This window comes from Enterobacter sp. WCHEn090032, from assembly GCF_003986875.1.
In the GTDB taxonomy this organism is placed as follows: domain Bacteria; phylum Pseudomonadota; class Gammaproteobacteria; order Enterobacterales; family Enterobacteriaceae; genus Enterobacter; species Enterobacter sichuanensis.
Map to the genome: position 1 here is coordinate 11461 of NZ_RXRN01000009.1, position 21514 is coordinate 32974.

General features: G+C 54.6%; 21 protein-coding genes and 1 tRNA gene. 12 read left to right on the top strand and 10 right to left on the bottom strand.

Features of this window, described 5'->3' with window-relative positions; genetic code table 11:
* Nucleotides 1–33: 33 nt before the first annotated feature.
* On the top strand, nucleotides 34–1359 hold the full coding sequence (locus EKN83_RS09360; RefSeq protein ID WP_126800774.1) for an aminotransferase class III-fold pyridoxal phosphate-dependent enzyme: 1326 nt from the start codon (nucleotides 34–36) through the stop codon (nucleotides 1357–1359).
* Nucleotides 1346–1840: a flavin reductase family protein gene (locus EKN83_RS09365; RefSeq protein WP_025760076.1), complete on the top strand. Its 495-nt coding sequence runs from the start codon at nucleotides 1346–1348 to the stop codon at nucleotides 1838–1840. The genes EKN83_RS09360 and EKN83_RS09365 overlap by 14 nt, the downstream gene beginning before the upstream one ends.
* 42 nt (nucleotides 1841–1882) lie before the next feature.
* Here the strand turns inward: EKN83_RS09365 and EKN83_RS09370 are convergent, their stop codons facing one another.
* Nucleotides 1883–2491: a glutathione S-transferase family protein gene (locus EKN83_RS09370; RefSeq protein ID WP_025760078.1), complete on the bottom strand. Its 609-nt coding sequence runs from the start codon at nucleotides 2489–2491 to the stop codon at nucleotides 1883–1885.
* Between the two features lie 170 nt (nucleotides 2492–2661).
* Between EKN83_RS09370 and EKN83_RS09375 the strand changes: the two genes are divergently transcribed.
* The 3 genes from EKN83_RS09375 (at nucleotide 2662) to EKN83_RS09385 (ending at nucleotide 4392) form a co-directional block, all read left to right on the top strand.
* A complete protein-coding gene (locus EKN83_RS09375) occupies nucleotides 2662–3555 on the top strand; it encodes a LysR substrate-binding domain-containing protein (RefSeq protein WP_126800775.1) in 894 nt (297 codons plus the stop codon).
* A gap of 176 nt (nucleotides 3556–3731) precedes the next feature.
* Entirely contained in the window at nucleotides 3732–4106 is a 375-nt protein-coding gene (locus tag EKN83_RS09380) for a type II toxin-antitoxin system RelE/ParE family toxin (RefSeq protein ID WP_095450342.1), read from the top strand.
* Nucleotides 4090–4392: an XRE family transcriptional regulator gene (locus tag EKN83_RS09385; protein WP_126800871.1), complete on the top strand. Its 303-nt coding sequence runs from the start codon at nucleotides 4090–4092 to the stop codon at nucleotides 4390–4392. The genes EKN83_RS09380 and EKN83_RS09385 overlap by 17 nt, the downstream gene beginning before the upstream one ends.
* A 174-nt stretch (nucleotides 4393–4566) precedes the next feature.
* On the opposite strand, the gene EKN83_RS09390 is transcribed toward EKN83_RS09385, so the two are convergent.
* On the bottom strand, nucleotides 4567–6120 hold the full coding sequence (locus tag EKN83_RS09390; protein WP_126800776.1) for a bifunctional metallophosphatase/5'-nucleotidase: 1554 nt from the start codon (nucleotides 6118–6120) through the stop codon (nucleotides 4567–4569).
* Between the two features lie 135 nt (nucleotides 6121–6255).
* On the opposite strand from EKN83_RS09390, the gene EKN83_RS09395 reads away from it, so the two are divergent.
* The 5 genes from EKN83_RS09395 to EKN83_RS09415 all read left to right on the top strand — a co-directional run bounded on the left by EKN83_RS09395 (nucleotide 6256) and on the right by EKN83_RS09415 (nucleotide 9746).
* Nucleotides 6256–7383 (top strand): cytoplasmic protein, encoded by a 1128-nt coding sequence (locus EKN83_RS09395; RefSeq protein ID WP_126800777.1) that lies wholly within the window; start codon nucleotides 6256–6258, stop codon nucleotides 7381–7383.
* Nucleotides 7384–7587: 204 nt separating this feature from the next.
* Nucleotides 7588–8079, top strand: coding sequence for an Hcp family type VI secretion system effector (locus EKN83_RS09400; RefSeq protein ID WP_045286301.1), 492 nt, complete (start codon nucleotides 7588–7590; stop codon nucleotides 8077–8079).
* A 106-nt stretch (nucleotides 8080–8185) separates the two neighbouring features.
* Nucleotides 8186–8803, top strand: coding sequence for a hypothetical protein (locus EKN83_RS09405; RefSeq protein WP_025760086.1), 618 nt, complete (start codon nucleotides 8186–8188; stop codon nucleotides 8801–8803).
* A 352-nt stretch (nucleotides 8804–9155) separates the two neighbouring features.
* Complete coding sequence (locus EKN83_RS09410; RefSeq protein WP_045286302.1) at nucleotides 9156–9413, top strand: antitoxin; 258 nt, start codon at nucleotides 9156–9158, stop codon at nucleotides 9411–9413.
* The gene (locus EKN83_RS09415) at nucleotides 9414–9746 is read left to right on the top strand and encodes a type II toxin-antitoxin system PemK/MazF family toxin (protein WP_036112097.1); all 333 of its coding nucleotides are present in this window, start codon (nucleotides 9414–9416) and stop codon (nucleotides 9744–9746) included.
* Between the two features lie 142 nt (nucleotides 9747–9888).
* Here EKN83_RS09415 and EKN83_RS09420 read toward each other — a convergent pair.
* The 6 genes from EKN83_RS09420 to EKN83_RS09445 form a co-directional block, all read right to left on the bottom strand.
* Nucleotides 9889–9964: transfer RNA gene (locus EKN83_RS09420), tRNA-Asn, on the bottom strand.
* A gap of 167 nt (nucleotides 9965–10131) precedes the next feature.
* The gene (locus EKN83_RS09425; RefSeq protein WP_047959011.1) at nucleotides 10132–12321 is read right to left on the bottom strand and encodes a TonB-dependent siderophore receptor; all 2190 of its coding nucleotides are present in this window, start codon (nucleotides 12319–12321) and stop codon (nucleotides 10132–10134) included.
* A gap of 26 nt (nucleotides 12322–12347) precedes the next feature.
* Entirely contained in the window at nucleotides 12348–13673 is a 1326-nt protein-coding gene (locus tag EKN83_RS09430; protein WP_126800778.1) for a lysine N(6)-hydroxylase/L-ornithine N(5)-oxygenase family protein, read from the bottom strand.
* Entirely contained in the window at nucleotides 13670–15412 is a 1743-nt protein-coding gene (iucC, locus tag EKN83_RS09435; RefSeq protein WP_126800779.1) for an IucA/IucC family protein, read from the bottom strand. Before iucC ends, EKN83_RS09430 begins: the two co-directional genes overlap by 4 nt.
* Complete coding sequence (locus tag EKN83_RS09440) at nucleotides 15409–16356, bottom strand: GNAT family N-acetyltransferase (protein ID WP_126800780.1); 948 nt, start codon at nucleotides 16354–16356, stop codon at nucleotides 15409–15411. Before EKN83_RS09440 ends, iucC begins: the two co-directional genes overlap by 4 nt.
* Entirely contained in the window at nucleotides 16356–18098 is a 1743-nt protein-coding gene (locus tag EKN83_RS09445) for an IucA/IucC family protein (protein ID WP_126800781.1), read from the bottom strand. The genes EKN83_RS09440 and EKN83_RS09445 overlap by 1 nt, the downstream gene beginning before the upstream one ends.
* 138 nt (nucleotides 18099–18236) lie before the next feature.
* Here EKN83_RS09445 and EKN83_RS09450 point away from each other — a divergent pair, with 138 nt between their 5' ends.
* Nucleotides 18237–19448 (top strand): MFS transporter, encoded by a 1212-nt coding sequence (locus tag EKN83_RS09450; protein WP_126800782.1) that lies wholly within the window; start codon nucleotides 18237–18239, stop codon nucleotides 19446–19448.
* On the opposite strand, the gene mtfA is transcribed toward EKN83_RS09450, so the two are convergent.
* A complete protein-coding gene (gene mtfA / locus EKN83_RS09455) occupies nucleotides 19445–20242 on the bottom strand; it encodes a DgsA anti-repressor MtfA (RefSeq protein WP_046888392.1) in 798 nt (265 codons plus the stop codon). The genes EKN83_RS09450 and mtfA overlap by 4 nt on opposite strands.
* A 217-nt stretch (nucleotides 20243–20459) precedes the next feature.
* Entirely contained in the window at nucleotides 20460–20942 is a 483-nt protein-coding gene (locus EKN83_RS09460) for a hypothetical protein (RefSeq protein WP_126800783.1), read from the bottom strand.
* A gap of 160 nt (nucleotides 20943–21102) precedes the next feature.
* Between EKN83_RS09460 and EKN83_RS09465 the strand changes: the two genes are divergently transcribed.
* Nucleotides 21103–21486, top strand: a complete 384-nt coding sequence (locus tag EKN83_RS09465; RefSeq protein ID WP_126800784.1) for a DUF1090 domain-containing protein — start codon at nucleotides 21103–21105, stop codon at nucleotides 21484–21486.
* The last annotated feature ends 28 nt before the right edge of the window (nucleotides 21487–21514 follow it).

The window sequence follows — 21514 nt, forward strand, 5'->3', positions numbered from 1 at the left end:
CGGCTGTCCGGGCCGCCCCCTGAGGAGAGCGTTATGGATACGGTAGTCGAACAACTTTTACAGCGACGGGAGGGCGCCGTTGCCCGTGGCATAAACCAGATGCATCCGGTGTATATTCAGCGAGCAGAGAATGCGGTGATATATGACGTCAACAATCGACGCTACATCGATTTTTCCGGCGGCATTGCCGCGCTGAATACCGGGCATCTCCATCCTAAAGTCATCGCGGCTGTGGAGCGCCAGCTGCATCAGTTTACCCACAGCTGTTTTGCCGCCACCCCTTATGAATCGTATATCGCGGTGTGTGAACGTATTAACGCCCTCATGCCCGGAGATTTTGACCGGCGCAGTTTTCTCCTGACGACGGGGTCTGAAGCGGTGGAAGGCGCGCTTAAGGTTGCCCGTGCAGCCACCGGGCGCAGCGGGGTAATTGTCTTCAGCGGCGCCTATCACGGGCGTACGTTTATGACGCTTGCGATGAATGGCAAAATTGCGCCCTATAGCCAGGGGATGGGGGTCATGCCTGGCCCGGTCTTTCGAGCTCCCTTTCCGCAGGGAGAGACGGAACGTGATATTGCGCAGGCGCTGGCTGGCCTCAGGGCGATATTAACGAGCGACATTGCGCCGCAGGATGTGGCCGCCATCGTCATCGAACCCGTTCAGGGAGAGGGCGGGTTTTACGTCGTGCCGCCTGCGTTTATGCGTGGTCTGCGTGAACTCTGCGACCAGGAAGGTATCGTGTTAATCGCTGATGAAGTCCAGTCTGGCGCGGGTCGCACGGGGACGTTCTTTGCTATCGAACAAACCGGCGTTGACGCCGATTTAATCGTGTTCGGAAAATCTGTTGCCGGCGGACTTCCGCTGTCCGGCGTTGTCGGTCGCGAGTCGCTTATCAACCAGGTGGCACCGGGCGGTCTTGGCGGAACCTGGGCAGGCAATCCGCTTTCCTGCGCGGCAGCGCTGGCGGTACTTGACCTCTTTGAGGAGAAGGACCTGCTGGGCGCAGCCCGCCGTCTGGGTCAGCGTCTGCGCAAAGCCTTAGAGTCCATTGTCAGCCCGCTGGCGATTGGCTATGAAATACGCGGAGTCGGGGCCATGATTGCGCTGGAGCTTTTTTCTCTGGAGAACGGAGAGCGAACGCCGGCGACCGGGCTTATCGATCGGTTAGTCAAAAGCTGTACCCGTGAAGGCCTAATTCTTCTTAAATGTGGCAAACAGGCGAATGCCATCCGCTTTTTAATGCCCTTGACGATTGAAGACAGCGTTCTGGATGAAGGGCTGACAATTTTTGCTGGCGCGCTGCAACAGCAGATCGCGTCTACAGGTTTAACAGAGGTGAAACGATATGGCGCAGTTTGATAGCCGAACCTTACGCAACGTATTTGGTCAATTCGCCACTGGCGTGTGTGTCGTGACTATGATGGATAAAGATAACCATTTCCATGGGTTAACCATCAGTAGCTTTAACACCGTTTCCCTGGAACCCCCACTGGTACTCTGGAGCCTGCGTAAGCAATCCTGGTACGCTCAACATTTTCTGAAGACGGAAGCCTTTGCGATAAATGTCCTGTCGGGGCATCAGCATCAGGTTAGCGATATTTTTGCCAGCGCAGGCAGCGATAAATTTCATCGTGTAGACCACCGGGTCAGTAGCTATAAACTGCCTTTAATTGACGGCGCACTTGCGCACCTTGAATGCAAAATGTGGCGTCAGGTAGACGGTGGCGATCACTGGATCTTTATCGGTGAAGTGGTGGATTCGTTACATACTGAAGGTGAGCCGCTCATCTTCTTCAACGGTCGCTATGCGACCACCGCCGGTCTGTCGATTCCAGCCTAAAAAAAAGGGGCTGAAAAGCCCCATAACACGCCGAGCGAAGCGTTAACTGAAAGGGTACTTCTTAAATGCCGCCTGGTTTTCGAAAACGTCGGCAACCGCCTGAATCTTTTTAAAATCACCGGCGTTAACGACGTGAGGGATCATTGACTGAATAAATGTCCAGATAACCGTACTGGTGACCGCAACCTGATCGGCCACCGCATTATCCGGACGCCGTTCCAGCAGGGTGTTCCATTCCCGGCAGGCAGCCAGCAACTGGTGGGTGATGCGTTCTATCCATGGATTGTGCTGCTTCTCAGCCGGGCGCAGGTGGTGTTCATACACATTTTGGACCGCTTTCTCCGCGGCGGCGAGGATAAAGCCCAGCGTCTGCAGATCGTTTGCCAGCGCATCCGGTGCCACGGGCAGCAGTCTCCGTTCAGGGGCAGCCTGGGCCTCAAAATAATTCAGTATCAGCGATGAGTCCATCAGACGTGTTCCATTATCCAGAACCAGTGTGGGCGCTTTTACCGCAGGGTTGATCCGGGAAAATTCCTCAAATGTGCTGAATACCGACAGCGGCTGGCTTTCAAACGCAACGCCATAAAGTTCCAGGGAGACCGCCACGCGGCGTACATAAGGAGAATCCATCATGCCAATCAGCTTTATCATGATTCCTGTTTTCCTGTCTGTGTGAAAAAACGCTTCATAGAAGATGATAAACAGACATTACAATAAATTCGTTATGGCGAATATCATCAGTATCTTACGGCCTGAGTTAGTATTACTGACATATTGGCCGGTTGCCGTTTATCTGATTCAGCATATGAGGGAGTGGTTTCATGTCGGATTTTCCACCTATCGCAAGTTTGCGTAGTTTTGAAGCGGTGGCTCGCCTTGGCAGCGTAACGCTCGCGGCGAAAGAGCTTCATGTGACTCATTCCGCCATCAGCCAGCAGATTAAAGTGCTGGAGGAAATGGTGGGGGTGAAGCTGTTTATCCGTCATGGCCGAGGGGTGCAGATCAACGAAGAGGGGCGGCTCTACGCGTTACAGGTGCGCGAGGCGCTTAACCATATCGCAGATGCCACCCGGCTCGTGCAGGTGAAACCGAGAATACTGGAACTGACGCTGGCGATGGTGCCGTCTTTTGGTTGTCACTGGCTGTTGCCGCGTCTGGAACGGTTTCGGGAAAAATATCCGCACATCACGCTGCGACTTCAGGCCAGCCTGACGATCACCAGCATGCAGCAGGAAGGGATAGATATTGCGATACGCATGGGGAAAGGGAACTGGGAAGGAAGCGACTGCCATTATCTTTTTTCTGATGAGCTGATTGTTGTGGCGGCGCCCGGATATAACGGCGGTGTCCTCCCGACGACGCCGACTGAGGTGGCGAAAAGCCAGATCATATTCTCCATGGAGTCGTGGAAAACCTGGTGTTTTAATGCGGGGCTGGAAAAAGAAATTGTGCCCGGCGGCTTATGCATTAACGATTCAAACTTAGTCCTTGAGGCTGTCAGGCTCGGTAAAGGTATCGCGCTGGAGCGCCGTTCTCTGGTTCAGGATGCCATCACCCGGGGTGAACTGGTCCAGCTTACCCCATTCACTGCGCCGTATCCCTGGCCTTACTGGCTGGTAACATCGCAGTTAACGGAGGCGAAACCGGAAGTGGCTCTCTTCGTCGAATGGCTGGAGGAGGAAGTGGCGGCCTGGCGTCAGCTCACGGAATCCTGAACTTTTTTACGATACTGCTCGCAATGCGGTGAATGTCTGACGAGGATTCACCGAAATACTCCTGCACGTCTTCAGCTTTCGCGTATCAACACATGAATCATGCACGTTCTCTCAGGATAATCGCTGCTATAGCTTTACGACTATATAGTTTGTGATCTATATTTCTTGGGGGAAGTGTGTGGACAATTAACACGACGGACAGGTTTGATTACTGGTTTCGTTCACTTGACGATACTGACCGAGCATGCGTGCTGGCAGCACTGCTTGTTTTGCGCGAAAAGGGGCCGGCATTGTCGAGACCCTATGCTGATACGCTTAAAGGCTCTCGTCACAGTAACATGAAAGAGTTGCGCATTCAGAGTAAGGGTGATCCGTTGCGGGCATTTTTCGCATTTGACCCAAACCGAACGGGCATTGTGCTTTGTGCAGGCAATAAGGCCGGTAACGAAAGACGATTTTACGATGAGATGCTTCTGGTGGCTGACCGGGAATTCACTCACTGGTTGAATACATTAAAAGAGAGGACGTTACGTGATGGGCAGAAACCTTGAGCAGCTTATAGCGGATGAAAAACCGAATGTTGTTACCAGCGCACAGGCAATGGCTGCTGACATTTTGCTTAACATCAACCTTGCAGAGCTACGTGAAAAGGTGCAAAAAACGCAGGTCGAAATGGCGCATGCGCTGGGTATCAGGCAGCCCACCGTCGCGGTTATGGAAAAGCCCGGGCGCGATCTGAAACTCTCTTCACTCAAGCGCTACGTTGAGGCAGCGGGTGGAAAACTTAAGCTTGCCGTAGAGCTGCCGGATGGCTCGCACTATGAGTTTGTGCTGTAAGGCGGCAAAGCAAAAAAGCCTGCTTCAAAAGCAGGTTTTTCAAATCTGGCTCCATCATACTAAGCTTTATCTTCATAACCCGTTCCTTTGAAAAAAGGCGATAGCCTGAAAAGGGCTCATTCCGGGGTATGAACCCTTCAACGGAGTTCAGTCGAATTTTCAGTGCATGAACCTTTATTTCTTCACATCAACAACACGCATGCCGTGGAGTTGTTCATCCGTAATGGTATTGCCCGCCTTGAAGTAATCGATCACCGCGTTAGAAACGTAGTAACCGCCTGCTGTATTACGTGCCTTACCCTCTGTAAACGTCGTAAAGCCGTCACCGCCGTCCGCAAGGAAGCTCTGGGTGGCAATGTGGTAGAGTGTCGCGTCCTCAATCGGTTTTCCATTTAGTGTGAATAAGACGACCCGCTGACCAATCGGTTTGCTGCTGTCGTACTTCATCTCCACGCCTTTTGATACCTGTAAAACGCCATTGCTTAAACTTGCGGCATGTTCCATTAATGTGCGCAGTTGTTTACCCGTCAGATCCATCGTGGCCAGTTCGTTAGGGAACGGGAAAGTACTTATGACGGCGCCCATCGTTATCGCGCCAGACGGGATCTCGTTGCGTATACCGCCCGAATTGGTTAAGGCGAGCTGAGTATTTTTACCGGCTGCCGCCAGCAGTGCGTCGGCTGCCAGATTCCCCAGCGAGGCTGATTCACCGTAGGCACGCGTCAGTTCAACCGGCGACTGCGCCACCGTTTGTTGCACCTCAACATCAAGTTTCTTATTCCAGCCATCAATCACCTGTTTCGTTTGCGGATCGGGCTTCCACTCATCCGCGTAAATCGTTTTAAGCTCAAATTTTTTCACCGTAAACTGATGCGGCTTCGTGTAGTCCAGGACCAGTTTTCCTACGTCTATACCGCCGCTGTCGGTCGAGAGGATCAGCGTATTGCCGACTTTAATCGGCTCCGGAGTTCCAACATGCGCATGGCCCGTAATCAGAATATCCAGACCTTTCACCTGGCCTGCCGTTTGAATATCTTTGTCCAGTGCCCGGCGCACATCGGTCCCCCCCATACTGGACTGGCGCGCCGGCGTACCTTCATGAACCAGCAATACGGTCAAGTCGACTTTTCCTTTCAGTTCATCGAGGTAGCGCTGAAGCCATTTAATTTCATCCCGGGCTTCAATACCTACGCGCGTTGCAGCTGATACGGTATCATCGAAGGCAAACACGCCGTGTAAACCAATGACGCCGACTTTCACGCCATCTTTTTCGATGATGGTATAAGGCTTATCCCAGAATAATTTGCTGCTGTTCTGATAAAATATGTTGCCCTGTACAATTGGAAATTTCGCCTGACTGAGTTGTAATAACGTATTATCCCAGCCGTGATCAAATTCATGATTACCCATTGTGACAGCGTCAAACGGCATGGTATTCATTATATCAATAATTGCTCTTCCCTTCGTTAAACTACTGATATAAGGACCAGTAAAATAGTCACCGGCATCAAAAAACCATGTGGCTTTACTTTTGGCTTTTTCCTCTTTTACCAGGGTGGTGATATTCGCCCACCCCCCGACATCTCGTTTGCCATCAGCACTCCAGGGAACTTTATACGGCTCCACATGTGCGTGGAGATCGTTGGTATAAATAAGGGTGACATCCCTGGCGTTAGCCCATAACGGTAACGCCAACAGAATACTTACGGTAACCGCTTTTATATTCACAATCAGTTCCTTTTAGTTATATAAAGAGGCGTTACTTTACGTTCTGAAAGCATTTTTTATGCGAGTCTGCTCACACTATTAAACTCACGCTATGAGTCAAAATCATCGACCTTTAAAAATCGTTGGTGACGTAGAGTGATTCAATTTACGATTACTACCTGCAAATCGTTTGGTTGCCGTAATTTAGGTGTTCCCCTATCAGCATCTGAAGATTACATCTGGCCAGATTACAGGTTGGGATATCCGGCATTACACTGTCGAGCATGCGGGAGTTATCCTCCACTGTTTGACGAACAACAATTTAATCAGTGGCTCTCTGCTCACTTAACTGCATATGCTTCAGAAAAGGGTCTTTTTTGCCCTGAATGTTATTGCCAGGAAACTATCTGCTATGGTTATAACCCCCAGGGAACACAGCGCATTCAGTGCCGGACCTGTAGAAAAGTCTGGACACCCAAACAGCAAATATTAAGAAAGAGTGCTCCCCCAGAACGTATTGAAACGGTTCCACTCATTGTGCCGTTCCAGGGAAGCAGTGCAGAACAGAAACTGTACGTTCTCCTCAGTTTCGATGCCGCACGCGGTAATATTCTTCATGTTTCCACAAATTTCACTCAGCACGATACTGGCGAAACGCTACGATATCGCTGGCGCGGGAGTACTGAGCCTGATTTGCGACAAACGGATATTGTCAATCGCGTTGATAAGCGTGAGATGCAGTTTCTGCGTCGCAGCCAGTTTGATGAAATTCAGTATGGCAGTGCAGAACTGAAACGTAATGCCAGAGGTGCGATACTTCGGCCTGTTATCGCAGCTCACGGACATTTTAGGGTACTGCACCTCCTTTTTCCTGAAGTGAAAATGCATGTTATTTCACACGAATGCTTTCTTCGCGGCGCAGTGATTACCGTTTGGGCAGATCTGTTTCGTCAGCGGCAGGGCGAACTTTGGTTTATCGAAGAGGAGATCTATGACGGGGAGAGTAGTAAACCCTGGCATTTACAGGCGACAACACAGCATGGCTGGTGGCAAAGCCAGTGGCAGCTTTGGACGCAGGGGGAAAATCGTAAGATGGTTTGCCCATTAACAGGGGGGGATAGCAGTCACGCGCAAACGCTCTCTTTAACGACCAGCAGGCGTTTCATTCACTGGATAAATACACAAACATATTTTAACCATAGTGCCAAACTTTCCGCAGGGCGCGTAACGCAAATACTGCGTTCGCTGGCGCATGACTATAACGATAAAATTACCGACTTCTGAAGTATTAATCATTCGCTATATATATGTTTACTGATCTCATATTATATAAAAAGAATGTCAATTCTGATTTATTCTGATCTGGCAGTCTTTATCTCAGGAAATATGCTGGCTTACGAGAAACAGAGTTATATGATATCGTAATAATCCCATTCATATTTGTAACATGAATGCATTTATCTTTATTAATTAAAAGGAATTTATGAAATGGCTATTCCGTCTTATCTTTGGCTGAAGGATGATGGTGGTGCAGATATCAAAGGCTCTGTTGATGTCGAGAAACGTGAAGGCAGTATTGAGGTTATTGAATTTGTGCACTCCCTGAGTATTCCGACAGACGGCAATACCGGGCGACTCACGGGTACCCGTATTCATGCGCCCGTCGTCTTTGTCAAAGAGTTCGACTCTTCATCGCCTTATCTGTTTAAGGCCGTGACGACAGGCCAGACGCTGAAATCTGCAGAATTCAAGTGGTACGCGATTAATGACGCGGGACAGGAGGCGGAGTATTACAATATCAAACTGGAAAACGTGAAGGTGGTTTCCGTCGCACCGGTAATGCATAACGTTAAAAATCCGGCGACGGAAAAATTCAATCATATGGAAAGTGTTCAGCTGCGTTATGAAAAAATCACCTGGACCTACAAGGACGGAAATATCATCCATTCAGATGCGTGGAATGAGCGGGCGACTGCCTAGTCAATCAGGGCCGGTATATTCCGGCCTGTATTATTTTTCATCATTCAGATTTATGTCATCAATTTATCCACTACATGGATAGTAAAACCTCAGACAGGAAGTAGAGATGCTTAAAGACGAAATGCCTTTTACCGGGATATTATCTCAGGTATTAGCTACTCATTCGGCAATACAGCCCGTTTCTCTGGTTCTTTTTACTCCACAAGCGCCGGCGAGGCAGGATCAGATTTTTACCTTGCAGCGCCTCACTCCAGGCACATTATCGCTGGTGACGCTTCAGGGAAACGCGGTCACCATGCCACCTAACGGCCGGTTCATTTTTGTCATCCTGATGACCGATCCCACACAAATTCGTTGCGCCAGGGGGCACGATCCTCTCAATGAGTATATGAGCAGTGGCGCGGTTGACGCCGTGGAAGGCCATACTTCCCTCTCCGGGGGGCAGCAGGTGCTCTATGCGGGTGATATGCTCATCAACAATGGTATTCTGGTCAGCTGGAGTAACAACAGCGGTCACTATCAGCCCACGCCGCAAGCCAGACGAACAAACCTTCTGCCGCACATTCAGTTGTTGCTGCCAGAGCATCTTTTCCAGCCTGTCAGCTTCAGGGGCTCCAGCGCTGCATCTGCACGATCTATGGGCTCGCGTATGAATGATTTCTCCTCAACCGGGAGTTTTTCCTCGTATCACGGTTCTGAAGGGGGAGGAGGCTATTCCTCGTAATAGGCTGAGTTAACGCCAAAGTCCAGAAAAGCAAAAAGCCTGCTTCAAAAGCAGGCTTTTCAACAGCGGCGGTTTCCCGTAACGCCGGGCTGATGCTCCTCCGACACAGCTCCAATCCGGAAGCCGCCTCGCATTTCGTTTATCCGATCCGCCATAATTCTTTGAACCGCAAAACCAGTTTTCTATTATCAGCCTTCTTCGTTACGCACTTCGTTCCCACCTGCACTCTCCTTCGATGGATAACGGCTTTCTGCACACTCATTACGAAAAGGAAATCACCATGAATCTGATGAATAATTGTGCACCTCCCTCTATGGATGTTATATTAAAATATAATATTCGGAGGTGCGCTATGTATACAACACGCCTGAAAAAGGTCGGTGGATCCATCATGCTGGCGGTTCCTCCCGCCGTGCTGAAAACGCTGGAGCTGTCGACGGACAGCGAAGTCGGCATGACCATTAATAATGGCTGCCTGATTATTGAACCCCAGAAACGGCCTCATTATTCCCTTGAGGAGCTGCTGGCGCAGTGCGATCCGCACGCTGAAATGAGTGAAGAGGAGCGGGAATGGATTGATGCGCCTGCGGTGGGCAAGGAGATCCTGTAAATGGACAGAGGCGAAATTTGGCTCGTTTCACTGGATCCCATTGCCGGCCACGAGCAAAGTGGAAAACGTCCGGTACTCATCGTATCGAAGGCATCGTTTAACAAGCTGACCCGGCTACCGGTAGTGGTTCCCGTCACCAGCGGCGGGAACTTTGCACGTACAGCAGGTTTCACCGTTTCACTGGAAGGGGCGGGGACAAAAACAACGGGCGTTATTCGCTGCGACCAGCCCAGAACCATTGATATGGCTGCCCGGAACGGCATGCGGCTGGAACGCATACCTGACGCCGTTGTAAATGAGGTTCTTGCCAGGTTGGATGCAATTCTGAGTTAACATCGTGCGGTTTGATGCCCTTACCCCAACCCTCTCCTACGGGAGAGGGTGCACACACTAAAAACGGCAACCGGGTTGCCGTTTTGCATTTACCTTGCGCAGAAAAGCAAAAAGCCTGCTTCAAAAGCAGGCTTTTCAAATTTGGCTCCTCTGACTGGACTCGAACCAGTGACATACGGATTAACAGTCCGCCGTTCTACCGACTGAACTACAGAGGAATCGTGTGAACGAGGCGCATAGTAACGACCTCAGTACGCCTTGTCAAAGGGGGAAAACACCCTTTTTGATCGTTTGCCGACAATTTCAGCAAATCGCTGATTTTATAGCAAAATCGCGCTGAAATTACACAGGAAGTGCGCCGCCCGCAGGCAGGCGGCGCGATGACTTAGAACAGGACGGAGTAGTTCAGACCAAACGTACGCCCGCGGCCTTTATAGGTATAAAGACCCGGTGCGCCATACGTTGGGCTGTACAGCCCCGGTGCACGCTGGCCCCAGGCGGTGGTGTAGTCCTTGTCCAGCAGGTTTTCCACGCTGAAGCTGACTTTACCCACCGGCAGGGCGTAGCTGCCAAGGAAGTCGACGGTGTTATAGCCATCGATCTTCTTGCCGTCGGCATCAGAGACGTCAAAGGTCTGCGTACTCTGCACGCGCAGGGTCCAGTCGCCCGGTGCCCAGTTGACCCAGGCGCTGGCTTTCGACGGGCTGGCGCTGTCAACCGTCAGCTTCTCCCATTTGCCGTTTTCACGGGTTTCGGACTTAATGGCGTTGAAGTTTGCGCCCGTGCTCCAGTCGCTGTCGGTGAAGAAATAGTCCACCTGACCTTCCACCCCGTAGATACGACGCTTGTCGTCTTCGAGGTTAATCGTCATGTCCGTCTTGTTGATGGTGATGGTTTTATCCGAGAGCGAGTAATAGGCCGCGACCTGCGTGCGCAGGTTATCCCCGGTATAACGCCAGCCCAGCTCATACGCGTTGACCTTGATACCATCCAGTTTCGAATCGTTCACGTTCACGCTGTTAACCAGACGATAGTGCCCGTCGACAAGCTGATAGGTGCCGGAACCGTAATATTTCGCCAGGTCAGGAATTTCGAAGCCCTGAGAGAAGTTAAACCACAGCTGCTGCTGTTCGGTCAGGCGGCCAAGGATCCCGGCGTTAAACAGGAAGTTGTTGTAATCCGTTTTCCCACCCGGTACCGCGTCTGCGGAGGTGGCTTTCCCGGTGGCGATGGCCTGCTGCTGGGCGTAACCAACAAAGTCGTCCACCTTGTTTTCGGTGTACTGGTAACGCACCCCGCCGCTCAGGGTGATGGCGTCAATGTCGTAACTTGCCTGCAGGAACGGGGCGAGGTTGGTGATGCTGTAGCCCGGATAACGGCCCACGTTATAGGCGTTGTCGAGCTTCATGCCGCCGCTCGCCGCCGCTTTGCTCAGGTCAAAGAACTGCTGGTTGGCATCAAAGGTTTCGTGATCGGCATCCACACCCCAGGTCAGCGTCAGGTCATCCACCGGTTTGCTGTTCAGCGTCAGCTTGCCGCCGTAAAAATCGGTTTTCTGCTGGGAGGCGCCAATGCTGGTCACCGCCCCTTTGCTCAGGGTCGGGAACGGGTAGTAGGTCAGGCTCTCGTCACGATAGTAGATCTGCGCAACCAGGTCCTGACCCCAGAAATCGGTATTGGAGTACTGCAGGTTGATCAGATGACGCTCGGTACCAGGAATACGATCAGAGTCCAGGTTGTTTTTGTTATACGCCGTGGCATCACCCGTTACCGCCGAGAAGTTCTTCCCGAGATACAGGCCATGCTTGCCGTCGGATTCGCTCTTGTAGTACTGCGTGGTTAACTGCAGCTGCTGGTGATCGTCAATGTTGATGGTGCCCGTGCCCATCACATCAATACGGTCGGAATATTGTAAGCCGGTCTGGGTGTTATCGATAATTACCTCGTCGCCCTTGCCGTCATACCAGCCGCCGTAGCGCTGATAGGAGACCGACAGACGGCCGGACGCGTTATCATTCCCGCCGCTGACCGCCGCCGACACGTTCTCATCGTGATCGTTATGGCTGTTAAAGCCGCTTTTGGCACCGGTCTGGAACTCGACCTCAGTCTCCGGCTGGCCTTTTTTGGTGACGATGTTCACCAGACCCCCGGTACTGCCGCCGCCGTAGAGCGAGGTGGCGCCGGAGATCACTTCGATACGGTCGATGTTGAACGGATCGATCGAGTCAAGCTGACGGCTGTCGCTGCGGGACGAGTTCAGACGCACGCCGTCCACCATCACCATCATTGAACGGCCGCGCAGGTTCATGCCGTAGTTGGTACGCCCCTGGCTGCTGACGTCCATGCCCGGTATCAGCTGCGCCAGGACGTCTTTAATCTCTTTTCCCCCCTGAACCTGCTGCTCAATTTCAGCCCGCTCAATAACCCAGGTGGTCTGCGCCATCTCCGCCACGCTGCGGTGCGCGCGGCTGGCGGAGACAACGATATTTTCTTCCTTTTGTTCTTCTGCCCACGCAGAGGTAGAAAGCATTGCAAGCAAGCACGGATTTAAAACCCAAAGATGAGAACGTTTCATTGTTATGTTGATCCTGAATGTGTGTGTCAGTACTCAGTCGTTTTGGCTAACGATTTAAAAACCTGGCTGCTCTCCGGGCTGGCGGTGCTGCGCCAGTGGATCACGCCGGGGGTAGTGGCCAGCTCAAACGGCTCATCGCCGTGCGCGCGATTCAGAATTCGCGCTGCACGCCATGCCATCAGGCTGAGCTGGGGTTCGGCAATGCCGAGACGGTGCATCCCGGCATTCACGGCAAACAGGCGATTGCTCTGCGGGCCGTCCCATTCAAGGGTGAAGTCGTTGTTGATACAGAAGGCGTCGTCCTTATCCAGCTGGAGGCGGTGAGCCAGCGGCGCGAGGAACGCCGGCTGTACGGCACGGTAGCCGGTGGCAAAAATCACTACGTCGCTCTCCAGCTGCTCGCTGCCGCCGTCGAGATGATGCTGTATGCTCAGGCGCTGCCCGTTTTGCAGCCGCGTCAGCGCGGTCACCGAGCGGGACGGCATCAGGTGCGCCCAGGGTTTTTCACGCAGTACTTCAAAGCGGTGGTACATGGCGCGGTAAATGGCCAGCAGGGACTCGGTGGTGATCCCGTCGGAGGTCATCTTCTGCTCGTGCAGCATCTGGCGACGGGCCTCTTCACCAAGCGTGGAGAAGCTGTCCACGTACTCCGGCGTGAAATACTCGTTGGCAAATGCGGCCTCATCCAGCGCGTTGTAATTGTTGCGGCGTGACACCCAGTTCAGGCTCAGCGGCTGTCCCCATTCCCCGCGGAAGATATTTAAAAACAGGTCGGCGCCGCTCTGTCCGCCGCCGACGATAGTCACGCGCTTGCCCGCAAGATCCGGCGTGCGCAGCATCATCTCGCTGGCGTGGAAGCAGGTATCGTCCTGCACGGTGACGCAGTCGGGCAGATTGATCTGTTTGCCAATCCCCACGCAGACATGGCGTGCCAGGAAGCGATCGCGCTGGGTTACCACCTCAAACAGGCCGCTGTTCTCATCAAAACTGACCTGCTGCACCTGCTGGCTGAAGGCGAGGTTGGTGAGGTTTTCCGCCGCCCAGCACAGGTAATCGGCAAACTCTTCGCGAGAGACGGTGCGCTGCTCGGTGGTCAGAAAGCGGTAGAACTTTTTACGCTGCACCAGGTAGTTGAGGAAGCTGTGGCGGTTAGTGGGCTCCACGGCGCTGACCAGATCCTTCAGGAAGCTGGTCTGCATGTGGCAGTCCGGCACCATCATTCCCGGGTGCCAGGAAAAATGCGGTTTACGCTCAAGGAACAGCGAGCTAAAGCCGTCCAGCCCCTCTGCGAGGGCGGCGATGCTGAGGTTAAACGGGCCAATACCAATGCCGATGAAATCATAGGTTTTCATTGCGCTGACTCCCGTGAGGCCAGAAAAAGTGGGTTATCGAGGTCGGAGACGTAGTTCGGCAGCATGCGGCTGCCGCCGTCGTGTTCGGAGAAGGTCAGTTTGACCGGGTTGAGGATCACGCGAATGATCTGCGGCCTGAAGAGATCGAATTTGGCAAAGCGCTCCGCCAGATCCGGGTGCGCAGCCATATAGCGCTGCAGCACGCCGGCGAGGATCTGGTAGAAACGCGTTTCGCTGACCCCGCTTTGCTGGGTAAGACGCGAGATAAACCGCAGCACCGTCACAAAGTTGCCGGTTTGCAGGTCGTGAATGATGTAATCCGCGCTCAGGCGCGCCGTGACGGCTTTCACCTGCTCCGGCAGGCTCTGCGCCTGCGGGAAATCCTCATCCACCAGGCGCATATCGCCCTGGAAATCCTTCAGCAGGATGCGCTGTGGGACGTAATCTTTCATCACCAGCGTCACGTTCTGCCCGTGGGCGATGAGCGCCACGCCGTAGCGACACAGCAGGTGATAGAACGGGATCACCGTCGCCTCAAACAGCGTTTCCAGCCACGCTTCGGCGCTTAACCCCGAGTGTGTGATCCACGCGTCAATCAGCGGACGCCCGGCGTTATCGGTCTCCATCAGCGCCGCCATCAGCACCGCCTGTTCACCGTCCTGCAGATAGCAGGAGGGGTTTTCCCGCCAGATCACGCCCAGCATCTCCTGGTAGCGATAGGGCGCTTTCGGCAATGCGGCATAACCCGGATGCGAGAGATACCCCGCCGCAGGTTCGCCAAGCACCTGCGCGCCAGAGCGGGTGAGGGTGGCGTCGCTGGCGAACTGCTGCTGTAACCAGCGCGACGCCAGCGGCCCGGCAGCAATGTACTTGCCCGGAATACCGCGATAGCAGGAGGTGTTGTAGATGGTCAGGGGCAGCTTGATGTCATATTTCGTACGACGACTGGCGTTGGTCAGCGTGCGCAGGGACTGCTGCGCCAGGTACTCATCGCCAAATTCGCCCAGCTCCACCATCTCACCGCGCGCCAGCTGGGCCAGGAAATGAATGGCGATCTTCTGCTGCCACTGCCACGGGTGCAGCGGCACAGGCAACCAGCTGTCGTCGAGCCCCAACGCCTGCCAGCGGGTGTTGAAGCGGGCGCGCTCGGCGTTGTCCATCGCGCTGGCCAGCAGATTGTGAATGTCGCAATCGGCGTCGCTGCTCCAGACCAGATGCTCACGCTTAACGGCGACCCAGTACAGGCGAAAACGCCCGCGGTATTCCGGCGCGTACTGGCGCAGCGCATCCAGCCCCCAGCCGCGGCGTCCCTTGTTAAAAATAAACTTCGGATGGCCGCTCATCAGACACTGCAGTTCGTCCGGGTCGAGGTGGATAAGCGCGTCGGCATCCAGCGCTTCACGCGCCTGCAGCAACTGAATATCGCCCCGCAGCGTGGCGTAGAGATCTTCCAGATGCTCTGCCGTTTGCGCATCGCTCATCTCCAGCACCGTGGCCAGCTGCAGCAGCGCGCTTTCGGCTTCAATGGCCGCGCCGCTCACGGCGGTCAGGCTGTTCGGGTCGATATGCAGCCAGCCCCAGATCCCGCGCGTGGCGTGAAACTGCCAGGTTTCGCTGCCCATGGTGATTTGCCAGCGGTCCGTGTCCAGGGACTCGGCGCGCAGGGTGCGCTCGTATTCCAGCTCGGCGAGGATCTTCGCCACCATCTCACGGTTCACTTTTTGCCAGAGTGCGTTCACAGGCCCACCTCGCTGAAGAAGCGGTGACGTTCGCTCATGATGAGGCGCGAACGCTTGTGCGGGAAATCGAACTCTTTGATGGTGTCGAAACCGGCGCTAGCCAGATGGCGGAACAGGCGCTGGTTGTCGAAACGTGGCTCGGCGACAATCCGCATGGTGCGCGGTTCATCCATAAACAGATAGTGGCTCAGGCCGCGCAGCCAGCTGCGGATATACTGCGCGCCGCGCCAGTTCTCTTCCCCGACCAGCATATGCAGCCCGCGGTCAAACGGCTGCCAGCGATAGTGTCGACCAATGCGATCTTCCGGCGCCCAGTAAAGCTCAAAATAGCCGAACGGCCGATCGTCAAAGCAGCCGATAACCGGATAGCAGTACGTCGAATCAAGCTGACGGCGCAGGTAGTTCTCCTGCTCGGCCTGCGGGCCGGCCATCTCCCAGAAGGCGTTGACGCGTGGATTGTTCATCCATTGGGTAAAACGTTCGCCGTCCAGCGCCACGTCCGCCACGCGGAAGCTCAGGGTGCGTTTAATCTGTGGATCGTAACGGCGATAGACTTCGCCCTGCGGACGGTGAGGGCGCAGCGGGAAGTACAGTTGACGGCTCTCATCAAACTGCATGCCACCGCTGGCCTGCGGACGTTCGCCTTTAAGCCACAGCGGCAGCTGCCAGAAGGTCTCGCGGGCCAGATAATCCCCGTGAGCCTGGCGAAACAGCGCCTGCGCCTGGGGTTCATCCTGCCAGACTGCCCACGGCAGCGTGATGCCGGTCAGCGACGGTGCGGCGACGAACAGCTGATCCAGCGCCTCGACCAGCCAGCCGTCTGGAATGTCGTTCATGCGCTCAAGCACCGCGCTGCCGTCGAGACCCAGGCTCAGCGGAAGAGATTTATCCGTTGTGGTGCAGCGAAAGCCGTAGCCGGAATGGACGATATTCGCGTTAGCCATCACGCCTTCTCCTTGTAAAACGGGTTGCTAAAGTCGAAATAGATCACCGCCGGGTCGGCAATGGTGTTTTCGTTGCGGTCGTGCAGGTAGCAGAAGAAATTGCCCTTGCAGTTCCAGGTCGGGCTGTCGAGCACGTAGTCAAGACAGCGGGTCTGCTTCGCGGTCTGGCGCAGTCCGGCCAGTGCATCACGCACCCGGGACATCAGGCTCTCTTCGCTGTCGAAGCCGGCAGCGGCGAGGGCGGCCGTCACGGCAAGGGTGGAGTTCAGCAGCAGGTAATAGGGGAAGTAGCGCAGCAGCTGGCTCTCGCCGAAGCGGTTTTCCACCTCGCTTTCGCCCGCCTCCTGCAGCCACGCGTCGGCCCCTTCGGTCCAGGCGCTGCCCTGGCAGTCACGGTAGATAAGCCCGACGGGGAAATCCTGCTGCATCTCAACGAGGATATTTTGCTGGTGTGCCAGCAGCACCAGACCGTAGTCCGCCTCGGCGCTGAACAGCGGGAGGAGCACGCGGTCGCAATAGGCGTCCAGCCAGCAGCGCGCGGCCTGGGCTAGTGGTAAATCCAGCCGCTGGCTGAGACGGCGCACCGCCGCGGCCAGCAGGCTATCACCGCCGTCCGGCGCGGCCTGCGTCAGGCTCACCAGCACGTTGGTTTGCGTAGCCGGGGTATCAAACAGCAGGTTGACGCGTAGCGCCATCAGGCTCTCTTCCTGAATGGTGCCGCTTTCATCACGCAGACCCGCCCAGCCGTCTTCCTGCATGACGCGCATGGTGGGGTAGCGCGCCTGGAGTTCCTGCCAGCGCGCCGTCTTCGCCAGACGCGCCAGGCGCATCCCGCGCTTAACTTCTTTCACCGACAGCGTGCGCACCGAGTTGGTCAGGCGCACGCTGAGGGAAAACTTAATCATGTCGCTGTTGGTTTCGCTGTACAGCGAGCGGGAAGAGCTTGTCGGCAGCCATTGTGCGCCCGCTTCGCCCAGATCCTGCAGAGCACCCTTCGTCACCAGCCGCTGGCACCACGCCTGCTCCAGCAGATACTCCGCCTGCCACGGATGCATCGGCAGCAGCCAGCGGGTGTCGGTGAAGTGGCCGAGCAGCTCAGGCGCGCTCTGGGCGGCGAAGCGCAGCAGGCGTTCGCGCAGGGAGACGTTCAGGCTGTCGCCGGCAATCAGTTCGCTCTCAACGGCAAACCAGCGCAGCGGGAAGCGGGAGGCGAAATCGGGCAAATAGCGACGCGCTTCGGCTTCGTTAAACGGCTCGTGCGATTTCGGGGCCGGGTGAAACGCATGCCCCACCAGCAGCGCCTGTTCCGCCTCGGCGAACGTCAGCGGCGCGTCGCGCAGGGTTGCCCAGCGGTGACGCAAGTCGATCGCCTGCCAGGTGTGGGCATGGCTTTCGAGGACGCGCTGTTTAAAACGCGCCAGCGTATCGGCATCCAGTGAGCCTTTTACAGAGGGTTTTTCAAGAATTAAATCAACCAGTTGAGGGAAAGTGACGGCGTCACCATGGTCGCTGTCGCTCTGGATAAGCGTTGCCGGGAAACGGTACTGATGATGCTGGGTTGGGGAAAAATAGTGTACTGAAACCCGAATGGCCTGGGTTGGCGAGAGCGGGATATGGATCTGCGATAACGCATCCGCACAGGTCGCGGGGAGATAGCGCCAGTCCTTCGTTTCGCGCAACAGGGCGTTTAAAAAACACTGGGCCGCAACGTCTGTACCGGCAGAGCGGGGCAGAGTACGCATAGGTGTACCTCATTCCATGACTGATAATAATTCTCGTTATGATATTCATTCTGTTTACAGTCGCAACTATTTTTGCAATATTTGTTTTCATAAAGTTCATGATTTCCACACATTTATTGACACTATGTTCACAATTCTATGCGCTCACTTTCTGACACTCTGACGGACAATCTCACCCCGAAAGCGAACTGGCCCCTGGCATTGTGTGCAGGTTTATTAGGGATCGGACAAAACGGTTTGCTGGTGATGCTGCCGCAGCTGGTCACCCTGACCGGACTCTCGCTCTCCGTCTGGGCGGGTCTGTTGATGTTCGGATCGATGCTCTTTTTACCGGCCTCGCCCTGGTGGGGACGCCAGAGCGAGCGGCACGGCTGTAAAAGCGTGATGCTGGCCGCGCTCAGCGGCTATCTGGCCAGTTTTGTCGTCATGGCGCTGGTGGTCTGGGCGATGGCCGCCGGGAGGCTGGATACCGCCTGGGGGCTGGCGGGGCTGGTTCTCTCGCGAACGCTGTACGGCCTGACGGTCTCAGGGCTGGTGCCTGCGGCCCAGACGTGGGCGATTCAGCGTGCGGGGCTGGAGAAAAGAATGGCCGCGCTGGCGACAATCAGCTCCGGTCTCAGCTGCGGGCGTCTGCTCGGTCCGCCGCTGGCGGCGATGATGCTCAGCGTTGACCCGGTGGCGCCGCTGTGGCTGATGGCGATCGCGCCGTTAATCGCTCTGCTGCTGGTGCTGCGCGAAGTCGCCGATCCGCCGCTGCCGCCGGTGGCGCACCAGTCGACCCGGCTAACCGCAGCAATGCTGCCGTTTCTGCTGCTGGCGCTGCTGCTGGCGGCGCTGGTGAGTCTGATGCAGCTTGGCCTGTCACCCCATCTGAGCCCATTGCTGGACGGCAATGCGGCGCAAATCAGTCATCACGTTGCGCTGCTGCTGAGCCTGGCCGCGCTGGCAACGCTCGCTGCCCAGTTTCTGGTGGTGCGTCCGCAGCACTTTCGCCCGATGACGTTACTTTGCCTGGCCGCGGTGTTGATGGTGGTCGGGCTTGGGGTGATGTGTCTCGCGGATGTGGCGCTGTTCTATGTGGGGATCGTCATCACCTCGCTGGGGGCGGCGATGGCAACGCCCGGATATCAGCTGCTGCTGAACGACAGGTTAACGACAGGCAAAGGGGCGGGGGTGATCGCCACCAGCCATACCCTGGGCTACGGCCTCAGCGCGTTGCTGGTGCCGCTGGTGACGCGCATGTTCGGTGAAACGTTTTTAATCGTGGCCGCCTGGGCGATGGCGCTGCTGTTTCTAGCCCTGAGCTTAGGGGTACGGTCGGTTGAGCGTCCCCCTGTCGGAAGGCCTTAGTGGACCTGGCGGGAGGCGTGGCTGCCGGACTCCTCACTTTGCCGCAAACGCTGCAAGGGATCCTGCTGATAAAAATGACAAAAACGTTGCCACAGGGCCGGGAAACGCGGGGCGAACAGCTCCGGGGCGCTGAAGAAATACTCTGACAGCACCGCAAAACACTCGGCCGGATCGGTTGCCGCATAGGCATCAATGCTGGCCGCGCTTTCCCCGACAAGGTCAATCTCATCCTGGATATTTTCCATCGCCGCATGCAGGTCGTGCTCCCAACCGGCGACTTCACGCAGCGGGATCAGCGGAACACCGCTGGCGCGATCGCCGTTGCGGGTATCCAGTTTATGCGCCACTTCGTGAACAATCAGGTTAAAGCCAGAGGCATCGAACGAGTCCTGAATATCCAGCCAGTTAAGGATGATCGGCCCTTGCTGCCAGCTCTGACCGGACTGCACCACGCGCTGGTTATGCACCAGCCCGATATCATCTTCCCATTCGTCGTCAACGATAAACGGCGCCGGGTAGATCAGCACTTCGTGGAAACCATCCAGCCATTCGATACCCAGTTCGAGCACCGGCAGGCAAAACAGCAGGGCGATACGTGCACTTTTATGTGCATCCAGCTCAAACCCCTGCAGCGGGACCAGCCGCTTTTGCTGCAAAAAGCGATCTGCCAGTTGAATCAGCTTTGACTGTTCATCCGGCTGGAGGTTGGCCAGCACGGGGATCGCCAGCGCGTCATCCCACGGCAGCGCCACATGTTGACCAGCGTCATTTGATTTCCAGGGCCACTTAATCATCGCTGTGCTCGCAAACTCGTCACGTGAACAAAATGGAAAGGTCAGGTTAGGTTAACATGCCAAAGAACCCGGCATGAAGGCAACTACAAAACGTAGAGATGTCGGAATGGCAGGAGAGGCCAGCCTCTCAGCCATTATTCAAACACTTATCCCGTTTCCTTTCAGTGACAAGAATCCCATTGAGAAAACCAGGCGAGAAAAGTCGGTTGATATGCGACTATTTATTGTTGTCGAAAGTAAATACGTGCTGCTCTCCATTGGCATAAGTCACCTGTAGCCAGGTGTTATGCGCGTCATTTGCCGGGCGGAGATCGCTAAGAACCGTATCGCCGGCGAGTGAAATCGTTCTGACATGCGGTTCGACGAGATTTTTATTAATTGCAATCCATTTTCCGTTGCGACAGTCGTCGGTTGAGTTATTACAGAGGAAGACAAAGTACGGGCTGTCAATCATCATACTGTACTGGCTGAGATGCTCACCTCCTTTGATGAAGGTCTTTTTGCCGTTATTACCGCAGTTTTCACATTGCATATGATCATTAACAGAACCTGAGAGCACCACGTTGTACGGCAAAGGCACTGTCTGAGTCTTAAATTGAATTTGATCTCTGGAGGCCGATGTTTGCGTTTGTGCATGACAACCAGCCAGTAAGCTGGTTATCGCAATGAACGCTAATCCTGGTATAGTAGATTTTTTCATGGAAACAGGTTCCTCTTTTATAAAAGCTATTAACTTGTAACATAAATTATTGTTTCTTTCATCGTCAATCCTTCATCTATGGAAAATAAAAATTTCAGAAAATTCTATATTTGCCGAAATGATTCAAAGTAGACGAGTTAAATAAATGGAGAATCAAAATATGAAAAAGCAATCAATTATCGCAGTAATTGTCACGATGGGCATTTCTCTTTCAGCACAGGCGGCGGAAGCATTAACGGGATGTGCTGCTAAACGGTATAACATCGAGCAGCAAATTCGGCAGGCGGAAACGCACGAAAATAGTTATCGCGTTAAGGGCTTAAAAAAAGCCTATGCAGAAGTTGTCGCAACCTGTACGGATGCCTCGCTCACAAAAGAGCGTGAGGCTGACGTGCTTAAAAAACAGCAAAAGGTCATCGAGCGGGAACAGGAGCTTCAGGAGGCAAATGCGTCCGGAAGTGCTGATAAGATCGCAAAAAAACAAGCTAAGCTCAACGAATCCAGGGCAGACTTGCAGGAAGCCGAAGCAGAGCTACAAAAATAAATGTTATTAAGCTGAGTTCATCTTATAA

Bases quoted from the DNA above. Each gene is read 5' to 3' on its own strand.
- EKN83_RS09360 (WP_126800774.1), top strand. From the start codon at position 34: ATGGATACGGTAGTCGAACAACTTTTACAGCGACGGGAGGGCGCCGTT.
- EKN83_RS09365 (WP_025760076.1), top strand. From the start codon at position 1,346: ATGGCGCAGTTTGATAGCCGAACCTTACGCAACGTATTTGGTCAATTC.
- EKN83_RS09370 (WP_025760078.1), bottom strand. From the start codon at position 2,491: ATGATAAAGCTGATTGGCATGATGGATTCTCCTTATGTACGCCGCGTG.
- EKN83_RS09375 (WP_126800775.1), top strand. From the start codon at position 2,662: ATGTCGGATTTTCCACCTATCGCAAGTTTGCGTAGTTTTGAAGCGGTG.
- EKN83_RS09385 (WP_126800871.1), top strand. From the start codon at position 4,090: ATGGGCAGAAACCTTGAGCAGCTTATAGCGGATGAAAAACCGAATGTT.
- EKN83_RS09400 (WP_045286301.1), top strand. From the start codon at position 7,588: ATGGCTATTCCGTCTTATCTTTGGCTGAAGGATGATGGTGGTGCAGAT.
- EKN83_RS09405 (WP_025760086.1), top strand. From the start codon at position 8,186: ATGCTTAAAGACGAAATGCCTTTTACCGGGATATTATCTCAGGTATTA.
- EKN83_RS09410 (WP_045286302.1), top strand. From the start codon at position 9,156: ATGTATACAACACGCCTGAAAAAGGTCGGTGGATCCATCATGCTGGCG.
- EKN83_RS09415 (WP_036112097.1), top strand. From the start codon at position 9,414: ATGGACAGAGGCGAAATTTGGCTCGTTTCACTGGATCCCATTGCCGGC.
- EKN83_RS09425 (WP_047959011.1), bottom strand. From the start codon at position 12,321: ATGAAACGTTCTCATCTTTGGGTTTTAAATCCGTGCTTGCTTGCAATG.
- EKN83_RS09430 (WP_126800778.1), bottom strand. From the start codon at position 13,673: ATGAAAACCTATGATTTCATCGGCATTGGTATTGGCCCGTTTAACCTC.
- EKN83_RS09440 (WP_126800780.1), bottom strand. From the start codon at position 16,356: ATGGCTAACGCGAATATCGTCCATTCCGGCTACGGCTTTCGCTGCACC.
- EKN83_RS09445 (WP_126800781.1), bottom strand. From the start codon at position 18,098: ATGCGTACTCTGCCCCGCTCTGCCGGTACAGACGTTGCGGCCCAGTGT.
- EKN83_RS09450 (WP_126800782.1), top strand. From the start codon at position 18,237: ATGCGCTCACTTTCTGACACTCTGACGGACAATCTCACCCCGAAAGCG.
- mtfA (WP_046888392.1), bottom strand. From the start codon at position 20,242: ATGATTAAGTGGCCCTGGAAATCAAATGACGCTGGTCAACATGTGGCG.
- EKN83_RS09460 (WP_126800783.1), bottom strand. From the start codon at position 20,942: ATGAAAAAATCTACTATACCAGGATTAGCGTTCATTGCGATAACCAGC.
- EKN83_RS09465 (WP_126800784.1), top strand. From the start codon at position 21,103: ATGAAAAAGCAATCAATTATCGCAGTAATTGTCACGATGGGCATTTCT.